Annotated in this window: 23 protein-coding genes; 4 read left to right on the forward strand and 19 right to left on the reverse strand. The window is 39.3% G+C overall.

Annotation, left to right across the window (positions count from 1 at the left end):
• Nucleotides 1-4 precede the first annotated feature (4 nt).
• From acnA to JOD21_RS14415, 11 genes are all read right to left on the reverse strand, one after another.
• Entirely contained in the window at nucleotides 5-2,716 is a 2,712-nt protein-coding gene (gene acnA / locus JOD21_RS14365) for an aconitate hydratase AcnA (protein ID WP_204730281.1), read from the reverse strand.
• A 234-nt stretch (nucleotides 2,717-2,950) separates the two neighbouring features.
• On the reverse strand, nucleotides 2,951-4,396 hold the full coding sequence (locus tag JOD21_RS14370) for an amidase (RefSeq protein ID WP_204730282.1): 1,446 nt from the start codon (nucleotides 4,394-4,396) through the stop codon (nucleotides 2,951-2,953).
• Nucleotides 4,397-4,411: 15 nt separating this feature from the next.
• Nucleotides 4,412-5,056, reverse strand: coding sequence for a thermonuclease family protein (locus tag JOD21_RS14375; protein ID WP_204730283.1), 645 nt, complete (start codon nucleotides 5,054-5,056; stop codon nucleotides 4,412-4,414).
• 12 nt (nucleotides 5,057-5,068) lie between these two features.
• Nucleotides 5,069-5,707, reverse strand: a complete 639-nt coding sequence (locus JOD21_RS14380; protein ID WP_239581615.1) for a lytic transglycosylase domain-containing protein — start codon at nucleotides 5,705-5,707, stop codon at nucleotides 5,069-5,071.
• An 87-nt stretch (nucleotides 5,708-5,794) separates the two neighbouring features.
• Complete coding sequence (locus JOD21_RS14385; protein ID WP_204730284.1) at nucleotides 5,795-6,241, reverse strand: MarR family winged helix-turn-helix transcriptional regulator; 447 nt, start codon at nucleotides 6,239-6,241, stop codon at nucleotides 5,795-5,797.
• A 330-nt stretch (nucleotides 6,242-6,571) separates the two neighbouring features.
• Nucleotides 6,572-8,107, reverse strand: a complete 1,536-nt coding sequence (locus tag JOD21_RS14390) for a glycine betaine uptake BCCT transporter (RefSeq protein ID WP_204730285.1) — start codon at nucleotides 8,105-8,107, stop codon at nucleotides 6,572-6,574.
• Nucleotides 8,108-8,320: 213 nt separating this feature from the next.
• Nucleotides 8,321-8,746, reverse strand: a complete 426-nt coding sequence (locus JOD21_RS14395) for a hypothetical protein (protein ID WP_204730286.1) — start codon at nucleotides 8,744-8,746, stop codon at nucleotides 8,321-8,323.
• 16 nt (nucleotides 8,747-8,762) lie between these two features.
• A complete protein-coding gene (locus JOD21_RS14400) occupies nucleotides 8,763-10,193 on the reverse strand; it encodes a phospholipase D family protein (RefSeq protein ID WP_204730287.1) in 1,431 nt (476 codons plus the stop codon).
• Between the two features lie 15 nt (nucleotides 10,194-10,208).
• Nucleotides 10,209-10,781 carry an SCO family protein gene (locus JOD21_RS14405; RefSeq protein ID WP_204730288.1) on the reverse strand — a complete coding sequence of 191 codons (573 nt, stop codon included), beginning with the start codon at nucleotides 10,779-10,781 and terminating at the stop codon, nucleotides 10,209-10,211.
• Between the two features lie 106 nt (nucleotides 10,782-10,887).
• On the reverse strand, nucleotides 10,888-13,995 hold the full coding sequence (locus JOD21_RS14410; protein ID WP_204730289.1) for an AAA family ATPase: 3,108 nt from the start codon (nucleotides 13,993-13,995) through the stop codon (nucleotides 10,888-10,890).
• A complete protein-coding gene (locus JOD21_RS14415) occupies nucleotides 13,992-15,128 on the reverse strand; it encodes an exonuclease SbcCD subunit D (RefSeq protein WP_204730290.1) in 1,137 nt (378 codons plus the stop codon). The genes JOD21_RS14410 and JOD21_RS14415 overlap by 4 nt, the downstream gene beginning before the upstream one ends.
• Nucleotides 15,129-15,299: 171 nt before the next feature.
• Between JOD21_RS14415 and JOD21_RS14420 the strand changes: the two genes are divergently transcribed.
• Nucleotides 15,300-15,449 carry a hypothetical protein gene (locus JOD21_RS14420; protein ID WP_204730291.1) on the forward strand — a complete coding sequence of 50 codons (150 nt, stop codon included), beginning with the start codon at nucleotides 15,300-15,302 and terminating at the stop codon, nucleotides 15,447-15,449.
• Nucleotides 15,450-15,576: 127 nt separating this feature from the next.
• Nucleotides 15,577-16,008, forward strand: coding sequence for a DUF2621 family protein (locus JOD21_RS14425; protein WP_204730292.1), 432 nt, complete (start codon nucleotides 15,577-15,579; stop codon nucleotides 16,006-16,008).
• Nucleotides 16,009-16,045: 37 nt separating this feature from the next.
• Here JOD21_RS14425 and JOD21_RS14430 read toward each other — a convergent pair whose 3' ends face one another.
• The 3 genes from JOD21_RS14430 to JOD21_RS14440 form a co-directional block, all read right to left on the reverse strand.
• Nucleotides 16,046-16,528: a CcdC family protein gene (locus tag JOD21_RS14430; protein WP_204730293.1), complete on the reverse strand. Its 483-nt coding sequence runs from the start codon at nucleotides 16,526-16,528 to the stop codon at nucleotides 16,046-16,048.
• Between the two features lie 85 nt (nucleotides 16,529-16,613).
• Nucleotides 16,614-16,976, reverse strand: a complete 363-nt coding sequence (locus JOD21_RS14435) for a response regulator (RefSeq protein WP_204730294.1) — start codon at nucleotides 16,974-16,976, stop codon at nucleotides 16,614-16,616.
• 137 nt (nucleotides 16,977-17,113) lie between these two features.
• A complete protein-coding gene (locus JOD21_RS14440; protein ID WP_204730295.1) occupies nucleotides 17,114-17,821 on the reverse strand; it encodes a cytochrome c biogenesis protein CcdA in 708 nt (235 codons plus the stop codon).
• Between the two features lie 255 nt (nucleotides 17,822-18,076).
• On the opposite strand from JOD21_RS14440, the gene JOD21_RS14445 reads away from it, so the two are divergent.
• Nucleotides 18,077-18,268, forward strand: coding sequence for an aspartyl-phosphate phosphatase Spo0E family protein (locus JOD21_RS14445; RefSeq protein ID WP_204730296.1), 192 nt, complete (start codon nucleotides 18,077-18,079; stop codon nucleotides 18,266-18,268).
• A 116-nt stretch (nucleotides 18,269-18,384) separates the two neighbouring features.
• Here the strand turns inward: JOD21_RS14445 and JOD21_RS14450 are convergent, their stop codons facing one another.
• The 5 genes from JOD21_RS14450 to yneA form a co-directional block, all read right to left on the reverse strand.
• Nucleotides 18,385-18,606 carry a YneF family protein gene (locus tag JOD21_RS14450; protein WP_039809078.1) on the reverse strand — a complete coding sequence of 74 codons (222 nt, stop codon included), beginning with the start codon at nucleotides 18,604-18,606 and terminating at the stop codon, nucleotides 18,385-18,387.
• 179 nt (nucleotides 18,607-18,785) lie between these two features.
• Nucleotides 18,786-20,792: a transketolase gene (gene tkt / locus JOD21_RS14455; RefSeq protein ID WP_204730297.1), complete on the reverse strand. Its 2,007-nt coding sequence runs from the start codon at nucleotides 20,790-20,792 to the stop codon at nucleotides 18,786-18,788.
• Between the two features lie 120 nt (nucleotides 20,793-20,912).
• On the reverse strand, nucleotides 20,913-21,146 hold the full coding sequence (locus JOD21_RS14460) for a DUF896 domain-containing protein (protein ID WP_204730298.1): 234 nt from the start codon (nucleotides 21,144-21,146) through the stop codon (nucleotides 20,913-20,915).
• A gap of 67 nt (nucleotides 21,147-21,213) precedes the next feature.
• Nucleotides 21,214-21,867, reverse strand: a complete 654-nt coding sequence (locus tag JOD21_RS14465) for a YneB family resolvase-like protein (protein WP_204730299.1) — start codon at nucleotides 21,865-21,867, stop codon at nucleotides 21,214-21,216.
• 12 nt (nucleotides 21,868-21,879) lie between these two features.
• Complete coding sequence (yneA, locus tag JOD21_RS14470) at nucleotides 21,880-22,212, reverse strand: cell division suppressor protein YneA (protein WP_204730300.1); 333 nt, start codon at nucleotides 22,210-22,212, stop codon at nucleotides 21,880-21,882.
• Nucleotides 22,213-22,371: 159 nt separating this feature from the next.
• Between yneA and lexA the strand changes: the two genes are divergently transcribed.
• Nucleotides 22,372-22,992 (forward strand): transcriptional repressor LexA, encoded by a 621-nt coding sequence (lexA, locus tag JOD21_RS14475; RefSeq protein ID WP_041122487.1) that lies wholly within the window; start codon nucleotides 22,372-22,374, stop codon nucleotides 22,990-22,992.
• Nucleotides 22,993-23,235 lie beyond the last annotated feature (243 nt).

A 23,235-nucleotide genomic window follows, 5' to 3' on the forward strand; every position in this document is an offset into this window, starting at 1 on the left:
GTCATTATACAGTTAATTTATCACGAAGAACCATTCTCAGAATTCCGCCGTGACGATAATAATCAACTTCCACATCTGAATCAAAACGGGCAAGTACTTCAAATTCTGTTACTTTTCCATCTTCATCAGTTGCAGTTACTGTCAGAATATCACGCGGTTTAACGTCATCTGTAATATTAACAGAAATCGTTTCTTTACCTGTTAATCCAAGTGATTCAGCACTGTCACCCTTCTTGAACTGAAGTGGCAGAACGCCCATAAACACAAGGTTTGAACGGTGAATACGCTCATAGCTTTCTGCGATGACAGTCTTAATTCCAAGAAGGTTTGTACCTTTTGCAGCCCAGTCACGGGAAGAACCCATTCCATAGTCTTTTCCAGCAAGTACTACCAGTCCGGTATTATCTTCCTGATATTTCATACATGCATCATAGATTGCCATAACGTCACCGGTTGGCCAGTACGTTGTATAACCGCCCTCAGTTCCAGGAGCAATCTGATTACGGATACGGATATTAGCAAATGTACCACGCATCATTACTTCATGGTTACCGCGTCGTGAACCGTATGAGTTGAAGTCACGGATTTCAACACCGTTTTCACGAAGGTACTTCCCTGCCGGTGTATCTTTACCGATCGCACCAGCCGGAGAAATGTGGTCAGTTGTAACTGAGTCCCCGAACTTCCCAACTACGCGCAGACCAGCAAGCTTTTCAATTGCAGATGGGTGTTCAGTCAATCCTTCAAAGAAAGGAGGATTCTGAATATAAGTTGAGTCATTTGAGAATGCATAAAGCGCATCATCATTCGTCTCAATTTCATTCCATCTTTCGTTATTATCAAACACACGCTCATACTCTTCGCGGAACAGTTCAGGTGTGACAGTTGATTTAACAATTTCATTCACTTCTTCAGTAGTCGGCCAGATATCTTTAAGGAAAATGTCCTGTCCGTCTTTACCCTTGCCGATTGGATCTTTCTGAAGATCGATATCTACTGTACCTGCAAGTGCATAAGCAACAACCAGCGGTGGAGATGCCAGATAGTTAGCACGCACTAATGGGTGGATACGTCCTTCAAAGTTACGGTTACCTGACAGGACTGATGACACAAGAAGGTCACTTTCTGAAATTGTTTTTTCAATTTCAGGAAGAAGCGGACCTGAGTTACCGATACACGTTGTACATCCGTAACCTACAAGATCAAAGCCCAGACTCGCCAGCGGGTCAAGAAGGTTCGCATCGCGCAGATATCCTGATACAACTTTAGATCCAGGTGCTAATGAAGTTTTCACATATTTAGGAACCTCCATGCCAAGCTCAACTGCTTTTTGCGCAACTAAACCTGCACCCAGCATAACATAAGGATTAGATGTATTCGTACAGCTTGTAATAGCAGCGATTGCAATTGCACCTGTCTTCATAGGTGCAACATCACCATTGCTGAATTCAACAACTGCTTCTTTATTAATTTCTTCTTTTTCAAGTCCGAATCCCTGTACACCTTCTTTAGCTATTAGTGCTTTATGGAATTCTTTTTGCATTGCTGATAATGGAATCAAATCCTGAGGACGCTTAGGACCTGAAAGATTCGGCTCAACTTTAGATAAATCAAGCTCAACAACATCTGTATAAGTCGGATCTTCTTTATCAGTCGTAAAGAACATATCATTCAGCTGAAGATACTCTTTCACTACTGCAATATCACTATCTTCACGGCCAGTCAGGCGCATGTAGTTAAGAGATTCTTCATCTACCGGGAAGAATCCGCAAGTTGCACCGTATTCAGGTGCCATATTGGCAATCGTTGCACGGTCAGCAAGCGGAAGGTTCGCAACCCCGTCGCCAAAGAACTCGACAAATTTACCTACTACACCTTTTTGACGAAGCACTTGAGTTACTTTTAGTGCAAGGTCAGTTGCTGTAGCACCTTGAGGCAACTCATTCGTCAGACGTACGCCAATTACTTCCGGAATCGGGAAATATGAAGGCTGTCCAAGCATGCCTGCTTCAGCTTCAATTCCACCAACACCCCAGCCAAGTACGCCAATACCGTTGATCATTGTTGTATGAGAATCAGTACCAACAAGTGTATCAGGGAAAGCAATCGTCTCGCCTTCAGCGTTTTCAATTGCATGAACTACATTGGCAAGGTACTCAAGGTTTACCTGGTGAACGATACCTGTTGCAGGTGGTACTGCACGATAATTATCAAATGCTTTTTGTGCCCAAGAAAGGAACTGGTAACGCTCAGCGTTTCTTTCAAATTCAAGGTCCATATTTACCTGAAGCGCATCAGGTGTACCATACTTATCTACCTGTACAGAGTGGTCAATAACCAGATCAACTGGGATTTCAGGATTGATTTTATCCGGAGAACCACCCATTTTAGACATAGCATCACGCAGTGAAGCAAGGTCAACAACTGCCGGCACACCGGTAAAGTCCTGAAGAATAACACGGGACGGTTTGAAAGGAACTTCTGAATCCTTTACATCCTCTGATCCCCAATTTGCTAAGTTTTTAATATGATCTTCTTTAATTACGCGGCCATCATACTGACGTAATACAGATTCTAAAAGTACACGAATCGAATATGGCAGCTTGGAGATGTTTGTCAGACCCTCTTGTTCAAGTGCTTTTAATTCATAATAATGATAGCGTTTACCTTCAAGTTCAAAAGATTTTTTCGATTGAAAAATATCCTGATTAGCCATCTTTTTTCCCCCTCTGAATAATTAGTAAAGCGACGTTATGTAACTTTTTTCGCACAATTCAATCTTAATACAACTGGCTTCATAAGTAAATATCAATAAAGTTATGTTGATTGATAACCAAAACTTATCAATAAATAATTTTACGATTTGTTCTGTTAAAAAAACCCGAATTCATGCGGATGATATTTTTATTAAATTGTTTAAATATAAGTTAAGTGCTTTATCAGCATAATGTTATTTGTTCGCTTCCATTAATAAATGACTGATATTAAGCAGCCAGTGTTCACAGCCTTTAGGCGCCATGATCTGTACACCCATTGGCATACCTGCATTGTACAGTGGCAGGCTGATCGCCGGTTGCCCTGTTAAATTAGCCAGTTGTGTAAAAGGCGTCAACGTTAAGCTCGGCTCAAACATCTGATAGATCAGCTCCTGCTGTTTTTCAGCAGAAAAACTTCCTATCCTTTCAAGCAGCTTCACCATATCCCCATCGTGAGCAAGCGCGCCTATTTCAGGGGCTGTGTGTGCGGTTGCAGGTGTAATGTACAAATCATATTTCTTATGAAAATGATGCATGATTGCAGAAGCCTGATCCCACGCACTGAGACTTTTGCTGAATTCACCTGCTGAACACTTTAAACCGGCCTGATACAGCGCCCAGGATTCAATTTCCATATCGCGGACTGTCAACTTCTTATTCAATGATGTTTCAAGCTGGTTGATCATAGATGCCATTTCACCTGAGTTCATCAGATAATACTGTTTCATAAGCTCAATGCCATCAATATCGGGATTTGCTTCTTCACATGAAAACCCCATTCCTTCAAGTACTGTAACAGTCTTCATGACCGCCTGCTCAGCTTCGGGACTTACCGGCGTACCCACAGGTGAAATTGTGGAATATGCAATAGTAAATGAATGCTTAGAGTTAAGTGATTTTATGTATCCTTCTTCATATGTTGGTGTATGGAAAGCGGCTTCCCTTTGATAGACCTGCATACTTTCAAGTAATTCAGCAGTATCTCTAATAGACTTTGTCAGAAAAAAGTCTATGGCAGCTCCCTGCCATTGCCTGCCTGTTCCCGGCCCGACCGGCATTCTGCCTCTCGTAGGTTTTAAACCAATTAATCCTGTGAATGAGGCGGGTATTCTGATTGAACCTCCACCGTCACTTGCTCCGCCTAATGGAACCATGCCGGATCCAACTGCTGCAGCTGCTCCTCCACTTGAGCCACCCGGAGAAAAATCTTTATGATGAGGGTTTCTGGACGGTCCATGCAGTTCCGGTTCAGTAATATTCTTCAATCCGAATTCCGGAGCATTTGTATGTCCAAGGATGATAAAACCGGATTTTTTTACTGACTCAGTAAAAAAGCTGTCCCGTTGTGCAATAACACCTTTTAGCAATTTTGATCCGGCGGTTGCAGGAGAACCTTTCACTTGCTGTGACATATCCTTAAGTAAGATTGGTACTCCGCTGAATGGAGAGTCAAAATCCGGATTTTTTGCTTCTTCAAAAGCTTTTTCAATTCTCAGGTTTGTAACAGCATTCAGGTCCGGGTTAGTTTTTTCAACCACCTTTACAGCTGCTTCTACTGCTTCTGTTGAGGATATTTCACCTGATTTAATTAAACCTGCAAGTTGACTTGCATCTAAACGGGTATACTCTTCAGATTTCATAAGAAGGTTTCACTCCTATCTTGGCGCTCTGAATCCTGCCTCTATTGCTTCTTCTTCAGTACAAAACCATTCTTCAGGTATTGTCTGCTCATAGTATGCAGAAGATTCGGTATGGTAAATTTTATCTCCGCGCGAATTAATATTTCCTTTAATATTACAGCTTTCATCAGGTTTTTCAGACGGATCTTTGTCTGCGATTTGATAATTTTCAACTGACCATATACCTTTTTCATCAGTCTTCGCTTTGCGCTCGATTTCCCTGAATTGATCAACGTATTTTGTATTAGGCGGATAAACAGACACTCTCGCCAGACCTTCATTCAATATCATTTCATTTAGCATTTGATCATTAAGCCATACATAAGCTAATAATCTGCCATATCGATCCCTTTCGGATACATCGAGTTCAAGCTCCACCTTTTCACCTTCAAATTGTGAAGTGAATTCAGAAGCTTCAGGTCCGAAAGGTTCAACTCCGATGGTCGGATGTTTGGTCTCAGGTGTGTCAATCAGCAGAAGCCTGATTCTCTCTTCAGTGCCATCTTCAAACTGAATGTCAAGCGTGTCCCCATCAACAACATAAGTTATTTCTCCTGTGAGCCTGCTTTCCTGACACCCGGATAACAGCAGAATCATGACTAAAAAAACAACTCTTTTCATAACGCCTCCTGCTTAAGGGTGTTTGGTTTTATAATTCTCATAAAAACCGAGTACATCTTCTACGTATTCGTCACTCCGGTTATATAGAAATATTGCTTTTTCAAGCTCTCCATCTGAAGCTCCATTTTGTGAAAGGTAATTAGCAGCACTAAAAACAGCATCTTCAAGGTCGTAAGGGTCTGCCACACCGTCATCGTTTGCATCCACCCCGTAACCGCCATACATTTCGATAGCTTCAGGATCCGTTAATTCTTCCTCAGGAATATTTCCTTCTCCAAGCCCTTCACAACTCGGGTGCGCCCAGCCGATAAACGTACATGGCATAAATTGCATATGACCTTCAGCACCAACTGGTGATACAAGTGTATCCATTGTAGAAAAACGGGTTTCCACACGGTGGTGTGCAGCTAAAAGCCTCCAATCCATGTTATACTTCTCACCGGCTTTTTTATAAATACTAATATTTTCATCTGGTATTTCAAGCTCCATCGGCATTCCGTTTTCTTCTAAAAGATCCAGCGTCTTCCCCATATAACTGTCATCACTCATCAATACAAAAGCAGCGGAAAAGATAATAATTGAAAACACCGCAAAGAATAATGCAGCTACTCTTTTCCATTTCAATACTTTTCTTTTCTTTTTTTTAGTCAATCTGTTAACCTCTTTCATTTTCTGTCACTTCTCTATTGTAACGGATCGCACTTCTGCTGAACAGAAATTACAAGTGGCTGTACTTACTCAGGAACCGGAATTATTTTCTTTTATTACTTTGTTCAGTTTTTCAATTGAAGAAATCATCTGTTTGATCTCATCGCTAGTTAGATGAACGTAATATTCATTCTGGATTTTACTATTAAACTCCTCCAGTCTTCTTGAAAACATTCTGCCTTTTGGCCCAAGGTAAATTAGCGTTTCTCTTAAATTGCAAGGGTTTTTTTCCCTTTCAAGAAATCTCTCTTTTTCTAACTTTGCTACCACCTGACTGATTGCGCTTTTTGAAACCTGAAATTCCTGTACCAGGTCTTTGGCCGTTAAAGGGGCGTTTGAAACACAAAACATCAAATAGTTTTCCTGTTGATCTGTAAGATTAAATTGTTCTAAAGTGTCGAGTTCCTTAGACAGTAAGTCACTCATCTCGTCAATTGTAGCATGTAACTTTTTTATATCATTGTGAGTAGTCGTCATAGTATTCTCCTGTATAGTTAAGTGAACTTAACTTAACTATAACGACAAATTCAACTATTATCAATCATAGTTCCTGATACTTTGTCTGATCATGGCTAAGATAAATGTAATCTGATGGCTCTTTTAAACTCTACTGATGATTTCCGCTCCATTTTCCGCAATTAGCATTGAGTCGTTCTCATACACCTCACCCCCCCTCATTGCGCTATGTTCTGCAGAATTTCACTAGTCATGCTTTTTTCAAGTTCGGTCTTTAGCTTCTGCTCCTATCAACAGCTGCGTTGATAATGAAAAATCCCCTTTGCGTTATATCGCAAAGGGGATTTTCGTTTATTCATTCACTTGTTTTTCTTCTTTTTTCTGTCTCTTCGGTTTAATCATTAACCCAAGTTCTTTTCTCTCCTGATTCAACGCTTTATAGGTTGAAATCATCATTAGAATCATAATAAAGGAGAATGGGAAGGCTGCTACAATTAATGCGTTTTGAAGTGCCTGCAGGCCATCAGCTGATAACAGAATAACTGCTACAGCAGACTGGGCAAGACCCCATGTAAGCTTAACAGTATTAGGAGGAGTCAAAGAACCATATGTGGTCTGCATTCCTAATACAAAAGTAGCTGAGTCAGCTGAAGTTATAAAGAAAGTGCTAATTAATAAAATAGCAATAACTGATAAAATAACTCCAAACTGATATTCGTTAAATACTGCAAATAATACTTCTTCTGTCAGCAGTCCGGTAAGGTCAACATTCCCCTGTTGCTGAACATTAATTGAACTTGAACCAAACACTGCAAACCAGAAGAAACTTACGAGTGATGGCAATACAAGAACGCCTGCCATAAATTCTCTGATCGTACGGCCACGGGATACCCGTGCGATAAAGATACCTACGAAAGGTGACCATGAAATCCACCATGCCCAATAGAAAATTGTCCATGCATTGATCCAGTCACGGTTCCCCTGATCAAGCGGTGCAATTCTAAAGCTCATTTCAAGGAAATTCTGGGCGTATGCTCCAAGAGAATTTGTGAATAAATTCAAGATTAGCATTGTAGGTCCAAGAATTAGCATAATAATTAATAGTGCCAGGGCCAGAACCATATTTGTGTTAGATAAATATCTGATTCCTTTACTGATGCCACTCCATGCTGAAATCATAAATAACACTGTAACAACTGCAATGATTCCTACTTGAACAGGAAAACTGATTTCTATCCCTGTTAAATAAGACAAGCCGCCATTGATTTGAATGGCACCGAATCCTAATGTTGTCGCCACACCAACTACGGTAGCAAATACAGCGAGAACATCAACGACAGTACCCCAACCACCGCGCATTTTTTCACCAAATAGCGGTACCAGAGTTGCTGAAACTAATCCCGGTTCACCTTTACGGAATTTAAAGTATGCAAGCGCAAGAGCTACTACAGCATAAATAGCCCATGCATGCAGCCCCCAGTGAAAGAATGTGTATTGCATTGAATCTTTCAATGCCTGATCACTGCCTGCTTCTGCTAGTGGAGGGTTACTTGCGAAGTGCAGCATCGGTTCAGCTGCCCCCCAGAAAACAAGTCCAATCCCCATTCCAGCACTAAACAGCATTGCAAACCATGTACCAGTTGAATATTCAGGGCGTTCATCAGGTTTCCCAAGTCTGATTTGACCAATTGGTGTCACAGCTAAAATAATACAAAATATAACCATACCAGTAACGATAATTAAGTAGTACCAACCAAAGGTTGATGAAATAAATGCCTGTAAATTAGCAGTAGCCTCTTCAAAACTTGAAGGTGCTGCGATTGCGTAAATGACTGCTGCCAGTACAATTGCTAATGTAATCCAAAAAACACTCGATATTTTTTTCATTTTACTCTCCTTCCTTTTATTTAATTGCCCCTGTACATGTATTTACAAAAAATAGGGAAATAGTTGCCTGGTAACTAGGGACTATACATATATACCCTTACCAAGCTATTGAAAACACGTTTTTGATCGTAACATACTATTCTGATGGGTTACAAGTAATATTGGTTTTTAAAAAACACCTTTTTTGGAAAAAGGTGTTTTAGGAAAAAATATCTAGTTTTCAAAAGAATCTTCGACAACCGGCTCGATTGGCATGTCTGGACCGGTTATTCCGGTTTCAAATTGACCTTCATCTTTTGATAATGATTCATTTTCTCGAGGCTGCTGATCCTTAGATTCTTTTTTCATATCCGGTAAAGGCTGCTTGTTCTCTTTATATTGGCCTATGTCTTGATCAGCTATACCTTCATCAGTGTTTGATTCAGAAAACTCTTCTGCAACTGTACCGGTTGAATCATCTTCCTCATCAATTTCAGTTTCTGAAATATTTTCAGTCCCTGGTGTGTTTTCCTGTTCTTGAGCAGGCATATCAGGCAATTTGTCATTGTGATCAGAAAGAATAATTAGACCAATTAAAACTGCACTCATCATCAGCATGGTTGACATTGTACTGAGTAATATCCACTGTCTGCGATTCAAATTGATCCTCCTCTGATTAATAAGTTGTCAGCTTCAATTGTTTTTGAATCCAATAAACTCCTCTTTGCCAAAACGATAAACTCCCCTGGAATTCTTCAAGCGGTACTGTATACTCTGCACCATCATTTGTCCAAAGCTGATTAAAGTACTGCTCAGTATCCTGCATCACCTGGCTGTTCAAAGGACCTGAGATCGTCAGGTTATTTTCCAGATTATAATTTTTCATATTTCTCATGGTAAAATTAGCTGACCCGGAGATAATAATTCCTTCGTTCCCTGATTTAACAAACATCATTTTAGGGTGATACTGTTCTATATCCACATTGTACCAGCGTATATTAATTGCATGATCTGTATTTTCATTCAACTCATTGATAACCGGTCTGTTAGGGAGCCCTGTCTTTTTATTACCAAAAGCAGTTTCATTTGGATCGAGTATAAATGATACTGTAATTCCCTCTATCGCAGCAGTTTCTAAAGCTTCAACAATGTCAGGTTCCGAAAGATAAAACATAGCAAGCCAGATCTCATCTCCCGGCTTTGCTTTTGATATGGCATCAAGTACTTGTTTCCTGGTTTCTCCTTCAGTTGTATACACAAGATCAAGCTCTCCGCTTGGATTACCATGTGCTGTATACTCAGGAAATGTAATATCACTTCCTGACATGTCAGCTACTGCTTCTTCAGCTTTTAACATATCTGAGATGATAGGACCCGTCACTTCATAAGCCACATTATTGTGAAACCCAGATTCATTGTGTGCGTTTGCTGAAAGTATCATGGCACTCTGATCTGTGATAACAGCCTTTCGGTGATTAGCCTTTATATTTGCGAGTGACAAATATGATCTGAGCGTCATCTCAGGGCCTCCATCAACAAATGGATTCATGATCCATCCTGTCCCTTCCTGTCCCAAATATCTAGGGCCCATCCTCCAAGCTGACGAGTAAATCGGTGTTGAATCTCTCAGGGGGTCAAGGTTTGTTATAACCACTTCAATACCTGCATCCTTCATTGGTTCAAGCCAGGCTCCTTCATATGAACCGTAGCCTGTATTAAAAGGATCGGTAATAAATATGATTGGCATATCAGGGTTTTTATTTTTCTTGTCCACGAGCTTATCCATCAGCTCGCCGCTGATATCAGGATAACCTTTATCCTCGCTGACTCTCCCATCCATCATAAACATATCAATCACGATAAATTTTCGGGACTCATCGATCATTTCATAGACTCTGTTAAAAATCTGATGATCCAACTGTCTCTGATCACCCTCCATATAAGTAAGATCTCTGTAAAAAGTAACAGATTCCGATTTAATGCTGTCACTTCTGTAAGATATCCCTTCCGGAAGTGGTTTGTATTGATGATAGACCATTATTGTGAAATAAATTAGTAAAAGTGATAGAATATACCATCTTTTTTTCTTATACCATTTCTTTTTCAATCGAATTCCTCCGAATTAACTGTCACCCAGGGCTTTGAGATCAGCAATAATTTCATCCTCAGGGACTTCCTGATATCCATCATAGCTTTTCACAACCGTTCCATCCGGGCTGATCAGATAGATACTTGTAGGATGACTCATCTGATCAGAATTAGGATCATCAACTACCAGACCCTGAAATGACTCCAGAGCAAGCTCGCTGACCTCTTCAAATTCATAACCCGTCAAGAAATCCCACTTTTCTTTATTCAGTTCATATCTACCCATAAACTCCTTCAAGGCTTTTTCGGTATCCTGCTCAGGGTCCACACTGAATGACACGATTTTGTAATTACTGATCCCTTCATCTTCAATGGATTGCTGAAGACCGGTCATATTATACGTCATTGGTGGACATACTGTATCACAATTTGTGAAGATAAAGTTGGCAATCACAGGGCTGCCTTCCAGATCTTTATTCGTCACCTCTTCTCCATCCTGGTTTATATATTCAAAACTTTTAAGTTCTCTCTCCATATTACCTTGAAAATCAGATGAACATGCTGATATAAGCATGATTGCAGCAATCAGAAAGATCATTTTTCTCATAACCGTACTCCTTTATATAACACTATGATCCTAATGCTACAAAACTACCCGAGCCGTTACAATAAGACCTTTTCAATTTACTTGTATATATTGTGACAGTTAGTCTTTATTCTAAAATAAATCTGGTACTGCTTCCCCCTTTTGATGAAAAGACTTCAAGTCTCGCATCAATCCGCTCTTTCAATTCCGGAACGTGAGAAATAACACCCACCAGTCGTCCGCCTGCCTGAATATCCATAAGAGATTCTATCGCCTGATCAAGTGACTCAGGATCAAGCGTACCGAATCCCTCATCTATAAACATTGTTTCAAGAGATACTCCCCCTGCATATGATTGAACAACGTCAGCAAGGCCAAGCGCAAGTGCAAGTGAAGATTTGAATGCTTCCCCTCCTGACAGTGTTTTTACATGTCTCTGCTGCCCGGTATAGTGATCCATAACAAGGAGTTCAAGCCCCCCCTGCTTATTACCTTTTGACCGGTCTTCTTTCCGGTGAAGTTCATACCGGCCGGAAGTCATTTTAAGAAGCCGCTCATTTGCAACAATAAGAATATCCTCTAAATAATATGCAAGAACAAAGCGTTCAAACGTTAACTTTAATTCATTCTGCCCGTTGGCCATTTCAGATAGAAAGCCAGTGAGTTTGTAACGTTTTTCAATTTCTGAGGAAGCTGAGATATTTTGTTCAAGTTGCATCAGGATCTGTTCATGATGATGAACATAACCAGAGAGGGTTGAAACTTTTTCCTCAAAAACTGCAATATCATTTTCAATTTTTTCTTTCTCAGCATGATAAATGCTTATATCCGGCTTTGAAACACCCTTTAGATCGTTTGAGAGTTTTTCCGTATATTCCTGCAGTGCATACTTTTTCTTTTCATATTGAGACACCTTATTTTCAAGGCTGGCTAACTGTTGAGGTTCGAGTCTCGCGGCTTTTAATTCTTCCGGCTGACTGAATTCGGAATTTTCAAGAGCTGTATCAAACTGCTGCTTTGCATGTTCTAATGTATCCTGAGCACCAGCGACCTCATTTGCTGCACTTTTTAATCGCTCTGTTAAAGCACTGAATTCATTTTCAGCTTCATAGTACTTCTTTTCTGCTTCACTCAGTTGAGTGCTGTACTGACGAATGCTCTCCTGTAATAACGCGAGCTCTTTTTGCAACACAGACACATTGAAATACTTTTCTGGTATCTCATTTTTTAATTGTGTGACCTGGCTCCTGCAGCTGATATAATCATCCCTCTTTTTCTGTACTGCCACTTCAGCACTTTCGATGCGCTGCTTAATAACAGACCTTTCCTGTTCAAACGCTTCTCTTCTGGCAGAAGGTTCACCCACGTTCAGTTTTTTTGATAATAATAGCTGCTGATTTTCAAGCTGGTTTTCAGACGATTGATAATCATCCAGACTCTTCTGTTCATGAAAAACTTCTGAGGCCTGAATATCTTGAGATACTCCATCTATATCCATTCTGATTTCTTCCATCTTTTGTTTCAAGTGATCACATGCACTTTCAAGCCTGATCACTTCAGAATGTAAAGACTGAAGATTTTTTTGATGTGCAGCCGGATCCGCTTTTGTATCGCCACCTGTCACTGCAGGTGCAGGGTGATGTATAGAGCCGCATACCGGGCAGGGTTCATCATGTGTTAATTGCTTTGAAAGCTCAATTGCAAAATTTGCAGACTGTTCATTTAACGCCTGATCAAGCGCTGACTGCTCTTTTTTTTGATTCCCAACAGCTTCTGAATAATTTTTCTCTTTTTGAATTAAGTCTGCTTTCAACTGCTGTTCTGCCGACTTGTATTGGTTCAGTTTCTTAAACAAATTAATAATTGCTTTTACATGATGCAGCTTAACTTTATTTTCAGAAAATGTCCGCTGTGCTTCAAGCCAATCCTGCTGCTCTTTCAAAAGTTTTTCAATTTTATTCTCGTTATCACTCAGCTCGTTTTTCAGTTTATCCAGTTTTTCTTTTTCCCCTACCCCATCATTTGCCAGGTTGTTTAACTCCTTTGACTTCAGCTGATAAGATTCGGCTTTAGCTTTAAAACTCTCCAGCTCGGACATCTTATTTTCTTTTGATTCAATTTCAGGCTTTTGTTTTAATAAAACCTGAAGATTTTGCTCATACTGATCACGTTTTTTATTTATCTCTGAAAGCTCATTATCAGTTTTATTCTTAAATTGAATCCTTCGTGCAAGTTCTTCTTTTTTATAACTGATTTCCTGGAAATATGGCCATATGACCTCTGCCTCTTTTGCAACGGAAATGTCAGATTTATATTTTGCGATCTCTTCCTTATGATTATCCAGTTCTCTTAAATCATTAACTGCCTGATCATACTCTTTAAATGCCCGATCAATGTAAAGAGCATTTTCAATTTTTATTAATACATTTTTATATTCTTCTCTTTGTTTTGTTATGGTATTTTTTAGTTTATTTAATTTTTCATTCTGAGTTACTACTAAGTTTTTTGCTAGTGAATAAACTTTTTGAACATGTCTGTTTTCCTGATTTAAGGCTTCTTCAAGTTCTTTATGGTCAATCGGATTAATAGATTCATAGAGTCGGTCTCTTTCATGTGAAAATTTTTCTGCATCGTTTCTTAGTTCCTTAGACTTTGATTTTAAATAGTCCTGAAAAAAACGGTATGATTCGGTATGAAACAATTTCTGAAGAATTCTTTCTTTATCCGTGCTGTCTGAAGTTAATAAGGTTCTGAATTCTCCCTGAGGAATCATTAGAATCTGTTTAAACTGATGGAAGTCGAGCTGCATTAATCTATTGACTTGATCTTCAGTCTCACTGATATTTGAGGCGAGTAACTGTTCTTCTCCATCAATACTTTCATAAAATTCAGCTTTTGCATTGATGGTTGTAAATCCCTCTCCCCTCGATTTCTTCTTTTGTTGAATTGGGGACCTGAGTATACGATACGTTTTACCTTTTAATAAAAATGTAAAATCTACACTTGTCTGAAGGTTTTCTTCAGCAAAATCACTCCGTAAATCCTGTGCAGAGCGCTCCTCTCCACTCGTCTTCCCGTAAAGAGCAAAAGCGATTGCATCAAAAATTGTCGTCTTACCTGCACCGGTTTTACCGGAAATCACAAACATTGTTTTTGATCCAAGTTCACTGAAGTCAATTGTCTCTGTACCTGCATAGGGACCGAATGCTTGCATAACGAGTTTTAGCGGTCTCACGTCTGATCACTTCCTTTAATAGATAAATCCATCGTGCGGATTAATTCAGCTTCCATCTCATCTGTCCAGTCAGCCTCTGTCACATACTCAAAGAAACGCTTAAATAATTCAGTATCCGATAAATGATCATGTTTCTTCCTGATCTGCTTTTCACGTTTACTATCACGGACTGCTCTTTCCCTTTCAAGGTGAAGAACATTAGGATACACAGATCTCAGCTTATTTATCGGATCAATTAGCGACCCTTCATCAGTCAGCACAGCTTTAATAAAATCATTTTTATTATGATAGAAATCCCCCTGGAGCATTTCCTCCAGAGAACCCTTCAAAATCACCAGGTCTCTTTCAGGCTTTAAATGGATTTCTTTGACGGTCGCTTCACCGTTTTCAATAGAAACGCATTTGACCATTTTCTTATGGCCTGCCTCTGAGAATGAGTACTTTAGAAGAGAACCTGCATAATGAATTTTTTTGTCATTAATCGCATGCGGACTGTGCAGATGTCCCAGGGCGGTATAAGTAAAAGGTGCAAATAATTCCTTACCCACAGTACCGGCACCCCCGACAGATAAAGCTCTCTCAGAGTCACTGCTCATACCCCCACTGACAAACGAGTGGCCAATCAGAACTTCAGGACACTTTCCAAATTCGCTGTCCTTGCAAATGACTTTAATCGTTTCTTTCATCGCATCATGATGAGATATAATTGAGTCATTTTTTAATAACTCCCTTATTACACCCGGTTCTGCATAAGGAACTGAATGGAATCTTACACCCTTTATTTCGACCGGGAGCTTATCGGGCCCCCATTTTCCTGTCACATGAAGGTCTGAATGTTTATACCACTCGGAACCGAATGCAATTCTATCAGCGCTGTCATGGTTTCCTGATATGGCGATAACCGGTATTTTCATTTCAACATTCAATGTATATAACGTTTTGTTCAGGAGGTTGACAGCATCTGCCGGTGGTACAGAACGGTCATAAAGGTCTCCTGCAATAATAATTGCATCAGGCTTTTCCTGATCGGCAATTTCTATAAACTGATCCAATATATACGCCTGATCGTCTGTCATATATACACCATGAACAAGCTTACCCAAATGCCAGTCAGCTGTATGTAAAAACTTCATTTTAATTCCCCCGTCAATCATTGATCTCACCATTATAACAGAACAGGCGTTTGTTATAAGTCCAAATCTTTTCCAGTATTTACAGAATGAATAAAAATTCATACTTTTGACTGATTTATTAATTTGAATTTTCAGATATTATTGTATATACAACCGAAAGGAGGACCTGCTATGAGAAAAATTGAAACAGAATATGTTGAACATCATGAAATTGAATCAGAAGATTATATCCGCGTAACTGCTGACAACGAAAATATTTATGAAGTCCGCCGTGAAAACCTTCACCAGCTACTCTCTCTTGGCTATCGTCAGGTAAAATGATAACTGATTCCTTCCTGTCACATATAAATACAATGTATATACAATTAACCATAAATAAAGCCGGTTCTTGATGCCATCATTAAACTCCTTTATAATGTTTATAGATTAACTGAACGGAGTGACTGATGTGCTTGAAGGCTGGTTTTTATGGTTTATTCTTTTTTGGGTCGTCGTACTTGTCTCTTTGTTTGCAATCGGCGGATTTTTCATGTTCAGAAAGTTTCTGAAGAGAATGCCTAAAGAAGATGGGAAGTCTGATCTTGATTGGGAAGAACATTATATAGACAGAACAATTCACCTTTGGGGGCCTGAAGAAAAAGAGTTGTTAAATGAACTCGTCACCCCTGTTCCTGACCTTTTCCGTGATGTGGCTAAGCAGAAAATAGCAGGTCATATAGGAAAAATCGCAATTGATGAAAATGCCAGTAAAATCACACTGGACTTAATCATCAGGGGTTATATCGTTGCTACTCCGAAGCGGGACCATAAATTTTTACGAAAAAAACTGGACGAATTAAATATTGATATTACACAATATGAAGATTTATTTGCAGTATAAAAAACATCACTCAATTCAAGTGATGTTTTTTTATGATTTAAACTAACTGAGCAGATCGTGATGATTCGCTTTTCTCCATTTTTTTGAACTGAATCAGCATTGCACTTCTCCATGGAACGATCATGCCAAAAGCCAGAATCCAGAACATTCCGCTTAATGTACCGACATCAATGCTCGTACTCAAAACAAGTTTCATAATCACTCTGATCACTAAAAGACCGATTAAGATGAACGGAAAAGCTTTAGATGCTTTTAAATATATGCCATCTTCCCTTTGTTCAAACTTTGAAGTTTTTATTAGTACAACCGAAAATACAGCACCTACAACCAGTGCTTCTAATGCTTCAAGAGGAGTAACACGAAAATACGGAAATATAAACATTAAAGCACCCGTACTCATAAAGATTGGCGGTAAAAATATTTTTTTTGCTGTTACAGGCTTTTTAGCAGCCTTTAACCTGATAATAAAAACAGCAGCCCCCATAAAAATAGCAGCAATTGTTGAAAGATAAACAAGCATATACACCCATCCTTAAATCAAAACATATAAACCTCCACTAAGTATAATGGAGATTACCTGTTTTGTAAAAGGAGCCGGAGAATTTCTACTTGTTAATGACTCTGCTTAAAGATTCCACTACACGATTACTGTCAAATGGCTTAACAATAAAGTCTTTTGCGCCTGCTTCAATTGCTTCAATCACCATTTTCTGTTGTCCCATCGCTGAGCACATAATGATTGTGGCACGAGGATCTTCTTTCAGGATCTTTTTAGCAGCGGAAATTCCATCTAAAACAGGCATTGTGATATCCATCGTTACAAGGTCTGGATTCAAAGATTTGTACTTCTCTACAGCTTCTTCACCATTTTCAGCTTCTCCTACAACTTCAAAAGCGGAATTTTCCAATACATTCTTTAATGTCATTCTCATAAACTTCGCATCATCGACAACAAGAACTTTTGTCATATGTATCACCCTTATATTATAGTTAATATTAACTATACAACCAAACTAAAAGTCCTTCAAGAAATAACGCATAAAACTTTTAAAAAAACCGGTGGAGTTACCCCACCGGTTTAAGTGCAATTTGCTCTATCAATAATTTAAAACCCTTTAAATCCACCGAAGATAGGCAATAATAAATTAATAATCCATGTTAATCCATCAAAAAATAATATAATACCCATTCCAATCATCAATGATCCGCCAACCTTCATGATCATCATGCTTTTATTTCTTATCCAGGAAATTTTACCTAAGAAAAATGATAAAATAAAGAATGGCAAAGCAAAACCAAGGAAATAAGCAAACATATAAGTAAAAGCTGAACCTGGATTTGTTGCTGAGAGAGTAAAAATAACGCCAAGAATAGGACCAGAACATGGTGTCCAACCTGCTGCAAAAGCAAGACCGATAAATAATGAACCAGCATATCCTGCAGGACGGTTTTTAAAACTAACCTTTCTTTCCTTCATTAAAAACTCCGGTGAAAATACGCCTATTATCATTAACCCAAAAACAACAATTAATATTGAACCTACCTGGCGGATTGCATCCTTATACTGGACAAATACTTCCGCTATCCATGTTGACGTAAATGCAAGGCCCATAAACACCAGTAAAAAACCCAATAAGAAAAATAAAGTATGAAGCAGACTGGCTTTTTGTCTCATCCCTCTACCCTTTGAAAGATCTTCTACAGACATTCCTGTGATATAAGATAAAAAGGCAGGATATAGCGGCAGAACACAGGGAGATATAAAGCTGAGAAACCCCGCTCCAATTGCCCAAAGTATATTTAAATCTGTCATTCAAACACCCCGATCAGTTTCAATAATGTTATTTTAACAAATTGGATGCTGTTTCACATTGCCATATCGAGATTCTTCATGTAACATTTGAAGAAACGTTATAATTCTGACACAAATAAACTTGTAAAAAGATTGGAATAAGGGATTAATTTCTTTTCAATCTCCTAATTTTTCTGTATACTAGACCCTAAGTATATAGAATGACAAATAATGTATAGGGTCTTTTAAGGATCCTGATGAAAGGGTAGACTCTGAATGGGGGATCAACAAAAGAAGCTACTTGAAGCCATTGAGAATAAGCGGCAGGTTTTAATTCATACCGCTGCTAAAGAAGGATTGTCCTCTCCTACTGCTGTACGTTATTCTCAGGAATTGGATGACCTGTTAAACGAATTTGAAAAAGTACATGCTTACAAATCGGCTGCTTTTGAAATGCCTGCTAAATAAAAAAGACTTCTGTTTCAAGAAGTCTTTTTTATTATATGAAAATCTGGTAATAAAATAACTCTTTTAAAAAAATACACAATAAAAGCACTTCTATTTAAAGAAGTGCTGTCAATTTATCATTTACCCTGTTGCTTATTCATAGCGCTCATCATTTGATTGATTTTCTTCTGCGACGGTTTCATCCCCATCTGCATCATCATCATGCGAAGCATTTGCTCATTAATTGGCGGGTTCTTTTTGAGATAAGTCATCATATATTTACGCGCGATGAAAAATCCAAGTGCGACTCCGGCCAGCAAAGCAACAACAATTAATACAATTGCAAGCCATAATTCCATTTCGTATTGCCTCCTATTTGTTACTTTCATATAAAAGTGTACAAGAACACAGAACATTATACAATGATTTATTACATAAAAACACTGTTTTACATTTGATTCGTTCTGATTATATCTATTACAGCGTTTTAATGCATAAAAACTGGCGGGATATCATTCCCACCAGTTTTATCATTTAATTAACCTTTAATCAAAGCTTCAACACGTTTCACAACATTTTCCGGTGTAAATCCGTACTCTTTCAGTACTGTTCCACCCGGTGCTGATGCACCGAAAGTGTCAATACCAAGGACATCACCTTCAATACCAGTGTAGCGTTCCCAACCAAGTGGGGATGCCATTTCAACAGCAAATCGCTTTTTAACGTTAGCAGGTAGTACAGACTGTTTGTATTCAGCAGACTGCTTCTCAAAACGGTCCCATGATGGCATTGATACTACTGCAGCGTCAATATTTTTTTCACGTAGAAGCTGCTGCGCTTCGTATGCAAGACTTACTTCTGATCCACTGGCAAGCAGCAGAACATCAGCTACATCTTTTTCAGAAGGAGATACTGTATAAGCACCTTTTTTAACTCCTTCATACGCTGTTTCAGCTGTTCCAGGAAGCGTTGGTAGTCCCTGACGCGTCAATACCAGCGTAGTCGGATGATCAGTTGCTTCCATTGAAAGCTTCCATGCTGCTGAGACTTCATTTCCATCAGCAGGACGCACAACAGAAAGCCCAGGCATTGCTCTAAGTGAAGGAAGCTGCTCTACCGGTTCATGCGTAGGTCCGTCTTCTCCGACAGCAATACTATCGTGTGTAAAGACATAAGTGACTGGAACCCCCATTAATGCTGACAGTCTGATAGCAGGGCGTACATAATCACTGAATACAAAGAATGTACCTCCATAGACACGTAGACCGCCATGTAAAGCCATACCGTTAAGTGCAGTACCCATTGCAAATTCACGTACACCAAACCAGATATTTCGTCCATCAGGAGTTTCTGCCGTGAAATCAGCCTCATCTTTCATCATTGTATTATTTGAACCTGCAAGGTCTGCAGAACCTCCAAATAAGGTTGGGACTGTTTTCGAAATTGCATTTAATACTTCCCCGGAAGAAGCACGGCTGGCAAGTGTTTTCCCATCTTCATATACTGGAAGATCCTGATCCCATCCGTCAGCAAGCCTGCCTTCGATCGCATCTGATAACTCCTGAGCCAGTTCAGGGTAAGCTTTCTTGTAGTTTTCGAACTTCTCATTCCACTCATTTTCTTTTTCAGAACCGTTTTTTCCTACAAGTTCTTCAAAGCGCTGATAAACTTCGTCAGGTACATAGAATGACTCTTCAGCTTCCCACTGATAAGCCTCTTTAGCCAGGATTGATTCATCGTTGCCCAGTGGTGCACCGTGCGCTTTTGAAGTACCTGCTCTATTTGGAGAACCAAATCCGATCACAGTTTTAATTTCAATCATTGCAGGACGGCTTGAATCAGCTTTTGCTGCTTTAATCGCTTCAGCAACTTCTGCTACATCATTGCCATCATCTACTCGAATATATTGCCAATTATAAGATTCAAACCTCTTTTTCACACTCTCTGAAAATGAGCGATCCAAATCGCCATCTAAAGAAATATCATTTGAGTCATAAAGTACAATTAATTTATCGAGCTGTAAGTGTCCTGCAAGTGAAGCAGCTTCTGAAGATACGCCTTCCATCAGGTCTCCGTCTCCACAAAGCGTATAAGTATAATGGTCAATCACTTCATGACCTTCACGGTTATATTTTGCACTTAAGTGCTTTTCAGCCATGGCCATTCCTACAGCCATGCCAATCCCCTGACCAAGTGGACCGGTAGTTGCTTCTACACCTTTAGTATGTTTATATTCAGGATGACCTGGTGTCTTTGATCCCCATTGTCTGAAGTTTTTAATTTCATCCAGACTCAGATCATACCCTGACAAGTGAAGCAGACTATATAACAGCATTGAGCCATGCCCTGCTGATAATACGAATCGGTCACGGTCGAACCAGTCAGGATTTTTAGGGTTATGGTTCATAAATTGAGTCCATAACGTATAAGCGAACGGTGCAGCTCCCATTGGAAGGCCCGGGTGTCCTGAATTCGCTTTATCAATTGCATCAATTGATAGCGTTCTGATTGTGTTAATTGCTAAATCATCTGTCTTATTAAACATCAAATACATCCTTTCTATTCACACGTGATACGTCTTATTGTACAAAAAATAAGAGGAGATGTACAAACATCTCCCCCGAAAAAACAAAACTACTGATTAATTTATCTGTTTAATGTTATATTAATTCATTTTGTTCCTTTTTTTAGCATCTTTTAACTTATCTGGTGTCACGTCTTTTCCTTCCGGATCGATGACTGTGACATTTTCGATCGTCTGCTTCATTGAGCCCCGGAATGCCTGCAGGTACTCCTGTCTGAGTTCCTGTTGCTCTTTAGCTTCCTCACTTGAAAGTAAGTCTTCCTTCGATTTAGCAGATAATTCATTAATTCTTTTGATCTTGTCTTCAGACAACATTTTATTCAACCTCTCTTTCAGGTATGCTTCTATGTATGTTAAAAGAAAGAGAGAAATTTGACAAGCATTAAGATTTTTCTGAAATGGATGCCATGTATTCTACATACCTTCTGTGAACAGTGGCTTTAGAAACTGGATGACCAAGCCCTCTGAGAACAGAAGATATTTCATTAAACGTTAATCCGTTTCTGCGCAGCCGTATAATCTCATCTATAGGTATTTCAATTTTGTCCCTGCCATCTTTGTTTCCCCGGTTTTTAAGGTTTTTCTGAGGCTTGAATCCCTGTTCAATAGCCCGCTTCATTCCTCTTTTAATTTTCAGGTTATGCAGTTTTCTCTGATGCTCTTCCACCATACTGACAATCTGAAGGATCATAGAGTCTGATTCAGACAATTGCAGCTCGCCGTCGTGTGCAATCGTAAATATTTTAATCCCTTCTTTTTGTAAAGTATGAAGCAGCGCGATTTTTGCATTCCCTCTGCCAATTCTGGTTTCATCCTGTATTAAAATCCCGCCTGCTCCTGATTCCCGGACATTTTCAAGCAGTTCGAAAACTCCTTCCCGATCAAGTTCAAACCCGCTCTCTTTTTTACTGATGACTGACACAATTTCATAATTCATTTTATCAGCAAGCGCTCTTAATTCATCTTCCTGCCTTAATAAAGATGACTCCTGAGATTCTTTTTCAGTACTTACCCTGCAGTAAATAATGACTTTCAACACGTTCACTCCCTACTCGTTATCAGACGCCAAATGAATCGTGTCTTCACTATAACGGAAAACTTCTTCTTTAACCGGTAACCTGAGCGTATCACCCGTAACAATAAGATGAGATGAAAGATCATTATTTTCGCTAACCCACTCGATAAAACTTTCAGGTGTCATTGCTGTATGTTCAGCATATTTCTCTGCGTATGACCATAATGTATCTCCCTCACTTACCGTAACCTCTGCATATTCCGAGTGACTGTCAGCGGTATTAGTAAATACCAGGAACAGGCTAAAGCAAAGTGCAGTTACCACAAATAGAATAACAAAAGAATATTTTCTCCACAATGCAGTCATTAAAATCGCCTCCATAGAATGTGCGTTCGCTTTTATTAATTTGAGTATAATACGAACATTTGTTTTGGTCAACTGTAAAAACTCGAACTTATGTTTGTATTTTTAAAGTCTCTGTGCTACAATTTAGAAAAGTTTCAATATGAAATGAGGTGCTGCAGTATGAAGAAATTATCAAAACGTCAGCTTGATATATTGAATTTTATTAAGCGCGAAGTTCAGGATAAAGGATATCCACCGTCTGTACGTGAAATCGGTCTGGCAGTCGGACTCGCTTCAAGTTCCACAGTGCATGGTCACCTTGCCCGGCTTGAGAGCAAAGGTCTAATCAGAAGAGATCCCACTAAACCAAGAGCCATCGAGGTCATTTCTCTTGAAGAAGATAAGATCCCAACCCAGCGTGTGGTAAATGTCCCGCTCGTCGGTAAGGTAACTGCCGGCTCTCCAATTACAGCCATTGAGAATGTGGAAGAATACTTTCCACTTCCTGAAAGACTCGCTTCATCTGATGACGCAGTGTTTATGCTGGAGATCATGGGAGATTCTATGATTGAAGCAGGAATTTTAGACGGAGATCTAGTAATTGTTAAACAGCAAAATACTGCAAATAACGGTGATATCGTTGTGGCTATGACAGATGAAGACGAAGCAACGGTTAAGCGCTTTTTCAAAGAAAAAGATTATGTCAGACTGCAACCTGAAAATTCTTCAATGTCTCCTATCATTCTGAATAACGTATCTATATTGGGTAAAGTTGTAGGTGTCTATAGACAGGTACACTAAAAAAACCGAACATATTGACTGAGTCAATATGTTCGGTTTTCATTTGTTCTGATCATTTTTCAGCACAGATTTTATGTATTCTGAAACCTGATCGGGTATTTCGATAGGCAGCATGTGCCCCCCACTTTCGAACATGTGCGTGTTGGAATGAATACAGCCATTAGATTGACCCACCTTTGCCATCTTTTTGATCCACTAGTGACACGTTTTTATACCACCTCTGCCATAGAGAGATCCACCCTT

Origin of the sequence: Jeotgalibacillus terrae (assembly GCF_016908195.1) — a bacterium.
In the GTDB taxonomy this organism is placed as follows: Bacteria; Bacillota; Bacilli; order Bacillales; family Jeotgalibacillaceae; genus Jeotgalibacillus; species Jeotgalibacillus terrae.

Bases quoted from the DNA above. Each gene is read 5' to 3' on its own strand.
- acnA (WP_204730281.1), bottom strand. From the start codon at position 2,716: ATGGCTAATCAGGATATTTTTCAATCGAAAAAATCTTTTGAACTTGAA.
- JOD21_RS14370 (WP_204730282.1), bottom strand. From the start codon at position 4,396: ATGAAATCTGAAGAGTATACCCGTTTAGATGCAAGTCAACTTGCAGGT.
- JOD21_RS14375 (WP_204730283.1), bottom strand. From the start codon at position 5,056: ATGAAAAGAGTTGTTTTTTTAGTCATGATTCTGCTGTTATCCGGGTGT.
- JOD21_RS14385 (WP_204730284.1), bottom strand. From the start codon at position 6,241: ATGACGACTACTCACAATGATATAAAAAAGTTACATGCTACAATTGAC.
- JOD21_RS14390 (WP_204730285.1), bottom strand. From the start codon at position 8,107: ATGAAAAAAATATCGAGTGTTTTTTGGATTACATTAGCAATTGTACTG.
- JOD21_RS14405 (WP_204730288.1), bottom strand. From the start codon at position 10,781: ATGAGAAAAATGATCTTTCTGATTGCTGCAATCATGCTTATATCAGCA.
- JOD21_RS14415 (WP_204730290.1), bottom strand. From the start codon at position 15,128: ATGAAGTTTTTACATACAGCTGACTGGCATTTGGGTAAGCTTGTTCAT.
- JOD21_RS14420 (WP_204730291.1), top strand. From the start codon at position 15,300: ATGAGAAAAATTGAAACAGAATATGTTGAACATCATGAAATTGAATCA.
- JOD21_RS14430 (WP_204730293.1), bottom strand. From the start codon at position 16,528: ATGCTTGTTTATCTTTCAACAATTGCTGCTATTTTTATGGGGGCTGCT.
- JOD21_RS14435 (WP_204730294.1), bottom strand. From the start codon at position 16,976: ATGACAAAAGTTCTTGTTGTCGATGATGCGAAGTTTATGAGAATGACA.
- JOD21_RS14440 (WP_204730295.1), bottom strand. From the start codon at position 17,821: ATGACAGATTTAAATATACTTTGGGCAATTGGAGCGGGGTTTCTCAGC.
- JOD21_RS14445 (WP_204730296.1), top strand. From the start codon at position 18,077: ATGGGGGATCAACAAAAGAAGCTACTTGAAGCCATTGAGAATAAGCGG.
- JOD21_RS14450 (WP_039809078.1), bottom strand. From the start codon at position 18,606: ATGGAATTATGGCTTGCAATTGTATTAATTGTTGTTGCTTTGCTGGCC.
- tkt (WP_204730297.1), bottom strand. From the start codon at position 20,792: ATGTTTAATAAGACAGATGATTTAGCAATTAACACAATCAGAACGCTA.
- JOD21_RS14460 (WP_204730298.1), bottom strand. From the start codon at position 21,146: ATGTTGTCTGAAGACAAGATCAAAAGAATTAATGAATTATCTGCTAAA.
- yneA (WP_204730300.1), bottom strand. From the start codon at position 22,212: ATGACTGCATTGTGGAGAAAATATTCTTTTGTTATTCTATTTGTGGTA.
- lexA (WP_041122487.1), top strand. From the start codon at position 22,372: ATGAAGAAATTATCAAAACGTCAGCTTGATATATTGAATTTTATTAAG.